5 protein-coding genes are annotated in these 7,000 nt (G+C 60.9%); all 5 read right to left on the reverse strand.

Going from position 1 to position 7,000, the window contains the following annotated elements:
- Positions 1 to 7: 7 nt before the first annotated feature.
- The 5 genes from ABF757_RS09940 to ABF757_RS09960 all read right to left on the reverse strand — a co-directional run bounded on the left by ABF757_RS09940 (position 8) and on the right by ABF757_RS09960 (position 6,997).
- Positions 8 to 682, reverse strand: a complete 675-nt coding sequence (locus ABF757_RS09940) for a TetR/AcrR family transcriptional regulator (RefSeq protein WP_415482074.1) — start codon at positions 680 to 682, stop codon at positions 8 to 10.
- 69 nt (positions 683 to 751) lie between these two features.
- Entirely contained in the window at positions 752 to 2,185 is a 1,434-nt protein-coding gene (locus ABF757_RS09945; protein ID WP_415482075.1) for a TolC family protein, read from the reverse strand.
- A 7-nt stretch (positions 2,186 to 2,192) separates the two neighbouring features.
- On the reverse strand, positions 2,193 to 3,317 hold the full coding sequence (locus ABF757_RS09950; RefSeq protein WP_035370532.1) for an ABC transporter permease: 1,125 nt from the start codon (positions 3,315 to 3,317) through the stop codon (positions 2,193 to 2,195).
- Between the two features lie 2 nt (positions 3,318 to 3,319).
- Complete coding sequence (gene rbbA, locus ABF757_RS09955) at positions 3,320 to 6,055, reverse strand: ribosome-associated ATPase/putative transporter RbbA (RefSeq protein WP_415482077.1); 2,736 nt, start codon at positions 6,053 to 6,055, stop codon at positions 3,320 to 3,322.
- Between the two features lie 6 nt (positions 6,056 to 6,061).
- A complete protein-coding gene (locus ABF757_RS09960; RefSeq protein WP_415482078.1) occupies positions 6,062 to 6,997 on the reverse strand; it encodes an HlyD family secretion protein in 936 nt (311 codons plus the stop codon).
- Positions 6,998 to 7,000 lie beyond the last annotated feature (3 nt).

Raw genomic sequence — 7,000 nt, forward strand, 5'->3', positions numbered from 1 at the left:
TTCCGCCTCAGGGTTCGGTAAAACTGCGGAGCAGGCCAGAGGTGAAAATGGCGGTGGTAAAGCGTGCGGTTTCATCAATATCGCTGAACGGGTTTTTGGAAAGATGTAGCAGGCTTTCCAGCCCCGCCATGAAAATGATCGAAACCGCAAGGGCAAGTTTGTCCGGTGCGATAACGGGTGATTGAATTCGGGCCTGAAGGCGGGCTTTCAGGTCGTCCGTCATGTCCTTTGCTGTAGTGGAGCTTAACAGCCGCGCGCGGATATGGTGCTGGTTCAGCTCGAAAAACCGTGCCGCACCATGCAGGCTCAGCAATTCGCGAAAAGAGGCGGCATAGGCTTTGACCAGCATGGTTTCGAGGTCATCCTCATCCGAACGGCAGAGCAGGATGGCGTCTTTGGCGCGGGCGATCACCAGATCAAGCAGGGTGTCGAAAATGACTTCCTTGGTTTTGAAGTAATTGTAAAAACTGCCGGGCGAGAGGGTGGTGGTTTTGACAATGTCCCTGACCGTGGCCGTGTCCAGCCCCACGGTGGAAAACACCTGCCACGCCGCACGCTCGAACTCCTGCTGCTTCATGCGCCGCGCGGTTTCCCGTTTTTCAGAAACACGGTATTTCGTGCGTGGCGGAGCAGGCGGGCGGGTCTGGTCTGGTGTTTCCCTGTTACGTGGGGGCACTTTCATGGTCCTGACCTAAGGTGCTGGAGCGCGGGTTACCCTGCGCGATACAGGTGCGTGCGATGTGGCCGGGCCTTACGGTGTGCTGGCGGACCAGCCACCGCCAAGGGCGCGGGCCAGCCGCACGGTTGAAAGGGCGCGGGCTGTCTGGGTTTTGACCAGTTCGTCCTGCGCATCAATCAGGCGCAGGCGGGCTGTCAGCACATCCTGCAAGGTCACCTGTCCTCCTTCAAACAGGCCATGGCTCATGGTCGCGGCTTTGCTGGCGGCTTGCGTGCGGGCCTGCAGGGCATCGGCGCTGGTGTCGAGCCGGGAGCGCTGTTCGCTGGCATCTTCAATTTCGGCCAGGGCGTTCAGCAGGGTCTGGTCATAGGCGGCCACGGCCTCATCCAGCCTGCTATCGGCCTGTGCAATCTGGGCGTGTATGCGCCCGGCGGTGAAAATGGGCAGGGTGGCGGTCAGGGCCGCCAGCCCGCCGGTGCCTGAAAGACCGGGAATGCCATCAAAACGCAGGCGGCCATCACCTCCGAAAAACTCAAGCCCAAAGCGGGGCAGAAGCTCCGTTTTGGCGCCCACAAGGCGTTGTGCCGCGGCCTCCACCATATGGCGGCGCAGCAGGATATCGGGCCGGTTGCTCAGGATGGTGCTGGGCAGCATGGCCCGTGGGGGGGCAGGGATACTGAAGGTGTCAGGCCCGGACAGGTCGGGGGCATTATCCGGTGTGCGCCCACTCAGAATGGCCAGCCTGCGGCGGAAGGTATCATAGGCTGCAACCAGCACGGGCCGGCTGCCGCGCAGAGCTTCGATCTGGGCGCGGATGCTTTCAAGGTCGGCCTGATTGGTCTGCCCGGCCTCAAAGCGGGCGGTGGCGTAGGCCAGCAGGCTTTCGAGTGTCTGCTCGGAACGATCAAGCAGGGCAAGGCGCTGGCTGATGCCAAGCGCGCTCAGATAGCTGGAGGCGACATCGGCGGCAATGGTCATATGCGCGCCGTGCAGCAGGTCCTGCGCCGTCAGCTCCATGGCGCGGCTGGCTTTCAGGGTGGCGGTGTTGTGGCCAAAAACATCCGGCTCCCACGCAATGCCCACCCCCGCCAGATGCCCATCGGTCATGGGGTCCCCCAGATTGGGGTCTATGCTGCTGGCCAGCGGAGGTGTGGCCTGCCGCCAGTTCATGCCGCCGCCCGCAATGCTGCCCGTGGCACCAATGGTAGGATACAGCGATGATTTGGCCATTTTGGTATAGGCGCGGGCCTGCTCCACCCTGTCGCGTGCCTGACGCAGTTCCGGGTTGGCGGCCAGCGCTTCTTCTACCAGCTTGGTCAGGCGCGGGTCGTGCCAGTCGGTCCACCAGTGGGTGAGGTCAACACGGCCCGCGCTGGCCTCGGCCGCTGTTCCGGCGGGAATGGTCACGTGCGAGGGCGGGATGTCCGCATGGAAGGGTGAGCAGGCGGCCAGCGCAACCGGCAGGGCAAGGACAACCGCGCGAAAGGGGAGGGGGCGAGCAGACATGTCGGGTTCAGTCCTGACGGGCAAGCATGGAGCGGAAACGCAGCAGCGCCAGTGCGAGAAACAGCGTTGAGGCGCACAGAATGGACAAAATGGCGGGCCAGATGGTTTCAACCCCGGCCCCCCGGTAGAGAATGGCTTGTGCTATTTTGACAAACTGCGTGGTGGGCAGCACACGCACGGCCATTTGCATGATGTCGGGCATGCTCTCGATCGGGGTGGCCGCACCGGAAAGCAGATAGGCAATGGCATAGACCGGCACCGCCAGCAGGCCGAATTGCGGCATGGTGGGTGCGAAAATGGCCAGCACCATGCCCAGCGATGTGACCGAAAAAAGATAGAGGACAAGGCAGGCCGCAAACAGCAGCAAAGACCCCGCAATGGGCACCCCCAGCCACAGATGCACGACAAACCAGAGCGATGCCATGCTGGCGACAAAAATGACCGCGCCATTGGCCAGAATTTTGGCCACGGCAATTTCACTGGCCGAAACAGGCAGCACCAGCAGGTGCTCAATGGTGCCGTGTTCGCGCTCGCGGATCACCGCAGCCCCTACAAGAATGATCGACAGCACCGTGGCGTCGGTTACCACCTGCATGACGGCGGTAAACCAGAAGGATTCACTATTGGGGTTGAAGCGGATACGGCTTTGCGTGCGAAAGGGAAGCTGCTGCTCGGCGGGGGGAGCGTGCATGAAATGGCTGATCTGGGAGAGAAAGATACGCTGGAGATACACATCTCCCAGCCCGGCCTGTGTCATGGCGGTGGCGTCAATCCGCTCCTGTATGGCGGGGCTGCGCCCGGCCAGCACATCGGCCTCGAAACGGGGCGGGATATCAATAACAAAATTGTAGGTGCCATGATTCATGCCCGCATTTGCCGCGGCCCGGTCAGTCAGAACCGGCGGCTTGAAATAGGGCAGAAGCACCCCGGCCTTCAGTTCGCGCGACAGGGCCGAGTGGTCTTCATCAATAAAAGCCACTGTTGCGTTCGAAACATCGATTTTCACGCCATCGGCCACAATGACAACGGCAAAGGAAAAGGCGAAGAGAATAAGCCCGAACAGGATAAAATCCCTGAACAGGCTTCTGAACTCTTTGCCGCTGAGCAGTGCTACATTAACCAGCCAGCGCATGGTCAGACATCCTGCTTGCGAAGGAGAAGGCACGCACTGCCGATATACAGGCAGGCAAATCCTACCAGGGCTGCATACATGGGTATGAAAAACCGCACCCCCAGCCCCTTGGTAAAGGCCCCGAGGCTGATAAGCTGGAACCATGTGGCGGGAAAGGCCTCGCCAAAATAATAGGGTATGCCAACAAGGGTGGATGTAGGGTAAAGCAGGCCGGAAAAATTGACAGCCGGGATAAGGCATATAATAGCGGTGCCGAAAATGGCGGCCACCTGTGAGCGCACAAAGGTTGATATCAGCAGGCCAAAGCCGGTGCTGGCCAGAATATAGAACAGAGCGCCAAGGCTCAGCCCGATGAAAGAGCCTTTCAGTGGCACGCCCAGAAGGGTGACGGATAGAAAAACCAGCGCCAGATACGACAGAATGGCCAGCCCCACATAAGGAAGCTGCTTGCCCAGCAGATACTGCCCCGTACTGGCGGGTGAGGCATACAGGTTCATAATGGAACCGATTTCCTTTTCGCGCACAACGCCCAGAGCCGTGAGCATGGTGGGGATAAGGATCAGTGCCAGCATGATAACGCCGGGGGTTATGGCGTAAATGCTGCGGAATTCCTGATTATAGGCAAAGCGCGGCACAATGCTGACAGGCATGGCCGCACTGGCTGTGGGCAGCGGGCTGGTGCGGGCCAGTTCCTGCCCGTAGCGCACCAGTGTGCCCTCGACATAAGCGCGGATATTGGCACCCAGAAAAGGCATGGCCCCGTCAATGATAATATCAAGCTCGGGCTTTCTGCCCGCGAGCATGTCACGCCCGAAATTGGCAGGAATATCAATACCCAGCGCAACCTCGCCATGTTGCAGGCGGGTCTGGAGGGTGTGCAGGTCGGGTGTTGGGGTTGCCTGCCTGAAATAGCGCGACCCGCTGAACTGCTCGGCAAGCGTGCGGCTGATCTGTGACTGATCGTGATCGATCAGGGTGTAGCGGATGGTGTTGATGTCAAAAGACACGCTATAGGCGGCAATCAGCAGCAGGCTGACAGGGCCGAGAATGGCAAAGGCAAGGCGCAGGCGGTCGCGTAGCAGTTCTACCGTTTCGCGGCGTGCGAAAGCCCAGAGCCGCGAAAACCAGCGCAAAAGCGGTGGCACGGCTTTTGCGGCCTGCGGCGGTGTTTGTTCGGCAGCGGGCGTGCTGGCAACGGCCACGGTGTTTCCGGCCTGTTCCAGACAACGGATAAACGCATCTTCCAAAGAGGTAGCCCCAGCCTGCTGGATGATGGCGGCCGGGGCGTCCATGGCCAGAACGCGGCCCTTGTCCATAAGGGAAATGCGGTCGCAGCGCATGGCCTCGTTCATGAAATGGGTAGAAACGAAAATCGTTACCTTTCCATCACGCGAGAGGCTGACAAGATGTTTCCAGAACATATCGCGCGCGGCGGGGTCCACGCCGGAGGTGGGTTCGTCCAGTATCAGAATATCGGGGTTGTTGATGCATGCCGCCGCAAGCTGGAGCCTTTGCCTGTAGCCAAGGGGCAGGCCGGTGGGGCGTTCATCCGCATGGGCGGTAAGCTCGAAATCCTCCAGCATGGTGTTGACACGTTCTGTCGCCTGCGCGGGTGAAAGCTGGAACAGTCGTGCTTGCAGCACAAGGTTCTGCCGCACGCTTAGTTCCTCGTACAGCGAGAAAGCCTGCGACATGTAGCCAACCCGCATGCGGGTATTCATATCGCCCGCGCTGACAGGGCGGCCAAACAGGGTGGCGCTGCCGCTGGTAATGTCGAGCAGGCCTGTGAGCATTTTCATGGTGGTGGATTTGCCGCAGCCGTTCGAGCCGAGAAAACCGAATATTTCTCCACGCCGGATACGGAAGCTGACATGATCCACCGCCGTAAAGGTGCCGAACTGGCGGGTCAGGTTTTCCGCCTCGATAACGGGGGGCGTACCGTCATCCACATAAGGGGGGATTTCAAAACCGCTGACGGCCTGCCGGGCGGCGGCGGGCAGTAGGGAAACATAGGCGGCTTCCACACTCGTGGTGCCGGTTTTTTGTAAAACGGCCTGTGTTTCATCGCAGGCGAGAATATGCCCGTCATTCATGGCGACCAGCCATGAAAAGCGATCCGCCTCATCCATATAGGCAGTGGAAACCAGCACGGTCATGCCCGGTCGCTCGTGCCGCATCTGATCCACCAGCGCCCAGAACTGCCTGCGCGAGAGCGGGTCCACGCCGGTTGTGGGCTCGTCGAGTATCAGCAGGTCTGGCTCATGCACCAGCGCGCAGCACAGGCTGAGTTTCTGCTTCATGCCGCCAGAAAGTTTCCCCGCCGGGCGGTCAGGAAAGGGGGCAAGCCCGGTGGCGTTCAGCAGGTGGGTAATATGGGTTGCGCGGGTTCTGGCATCGAGGGCGAAAAGACAGCCAAAAAAATCGATGTTTTCGCGTACCGAAAGCGTGGGATAGAGGTTTTTGCCCAGACCTTGCGGCATAAAGGCCAGACGCGGTAGAAAAGCCTCACGCGCGGCGCGGTTGCCGATATCAACCCCTAATGTGCTGATCCGCCCGCTCTGGAGCTTGCGCACCCCCGCAATCAGCCCCAGCAGCGTGGATTTACCCACGCCATCCGGCCCGACAAGAGCGATGGTCTGCCCCGCCGGAAGGCTGAGCGCAATATCGTGCAGAACGGTCTCACCCCCATAACGGTGAGAAACCCCGCTGACTTCAATCCCGGCTGCGGGTGCGTTCATGGTGGCTTACCGGCCTGTGGCCACAATAGCGGGCCAGGGCGCATCGGGGCTGGACTGGATATAGGCCTCGCCCGTCATGCCCGCTTTGAGCAGCTTGCCATATTGTGTCTGTTCCGCCTGCGTGATGCGGAGCTTGACGCGATAGACAAGCTGTTCGCGCTCGCTCGCGGTTTCCACATATTTGGGGGTAAACTGCGCGCTGCTGTCGATATAGGAGACTTCAGCGGCAATGGGGTTTGGCAGGCCATCGAAAACAATGCGCGCGTGGTCACCCGTTTTCAGAGTCATGACCTGAGCTGTCGGGAAAAAGACCGTCATATACGGGTCAACCGGGTCAATCAGGGCGTAAACGCGCCCACCTGCGGGCAGCACGCTGCCCGGTTCTACCACACGGTATTCCACCCGCCCGGCCACCGGGGCGGTTATGGTCAGCTCATCCAGCGCGGCCTGCACCTCGTTTACCTGCGCCGTGGCTGCCTGTGTGGCGTGCTCGGCTTCCGCCACGGCCTGTGTGGCGGCTGTTACGGCGGCCTGTGCCGCGTCAACCGCCGTGCGGCGGCGTTGGGTTTCCATGTCCGAAATCAGGCTGCGGGCCTGCATGCTCTGCGCGTGGCGCAGTTCGTCCGTATCGAGCCGTAGGGCGGCCTGCCGGGCCGTAAGCTCCGCCTGTACCCGTTCGCGCGCGCTTGTGGCGCGTTCGCGCTGTGCAATAGCCTGCGCGTATTGCGCCTGCACGGTTGCGGTATCCTGCTGGGCCATGATCTGGCCTGCTGTAACGGTATCCCCCTCGCGCGCCATGAGCTGTATCACCCGGCCGGGATATTTGACCGCGACATCAACCCGCGTGAACTCCAGCCGGCCATTGCCATGCAGGATACCGGGTGGCAGGGCGTTCAGCGCCTCGTGGTGCCGCCAGAACAGCCCCCCGGCAAGAGCCGCCACCGC

Source organism: Acetobacter papayae, from assembly GCF_047721125.1.
Lineage (GTDB): Bacteria > Pseudomonadota > Alphaproteobacteria > Acetobacterales > Acetobacteraceae > Acetobacter > Acetobacter papayae.

Bases quoted from the DNA above. Each gene is read 5' to 3' on its own strand.
- ABF757_RS09940 (WP_415482074.1), bottom strand. From the start codon at position 682: ATGAAAGTGCCCCCACGTAACAGGGAAACACCAGACCAGACCCGCCCG.
- ABF757_RS09945 (WP_415482075.1), bottom strand. From the start codon at position 2,185: ATGTCTGCTCGCCCCCTCCCCTTTCGCGCGGTTGTCCTTGCCCTGCCG.
- ABF757_RS09950 (WP_035370532.1), bottom strand. From the start codon at position 3,317: ATGCGCTGGCTGGTTAATGTAGCACTGCTCAGCGGCAAAGAGTTCAGA.
- rbbA (WP_415482077.1), bottom strand. From the start codon at position 6,055: ATGAACGCACCCGCAGCCGGGATTGAAGTCAGCGGGGTTTCTCACCGT.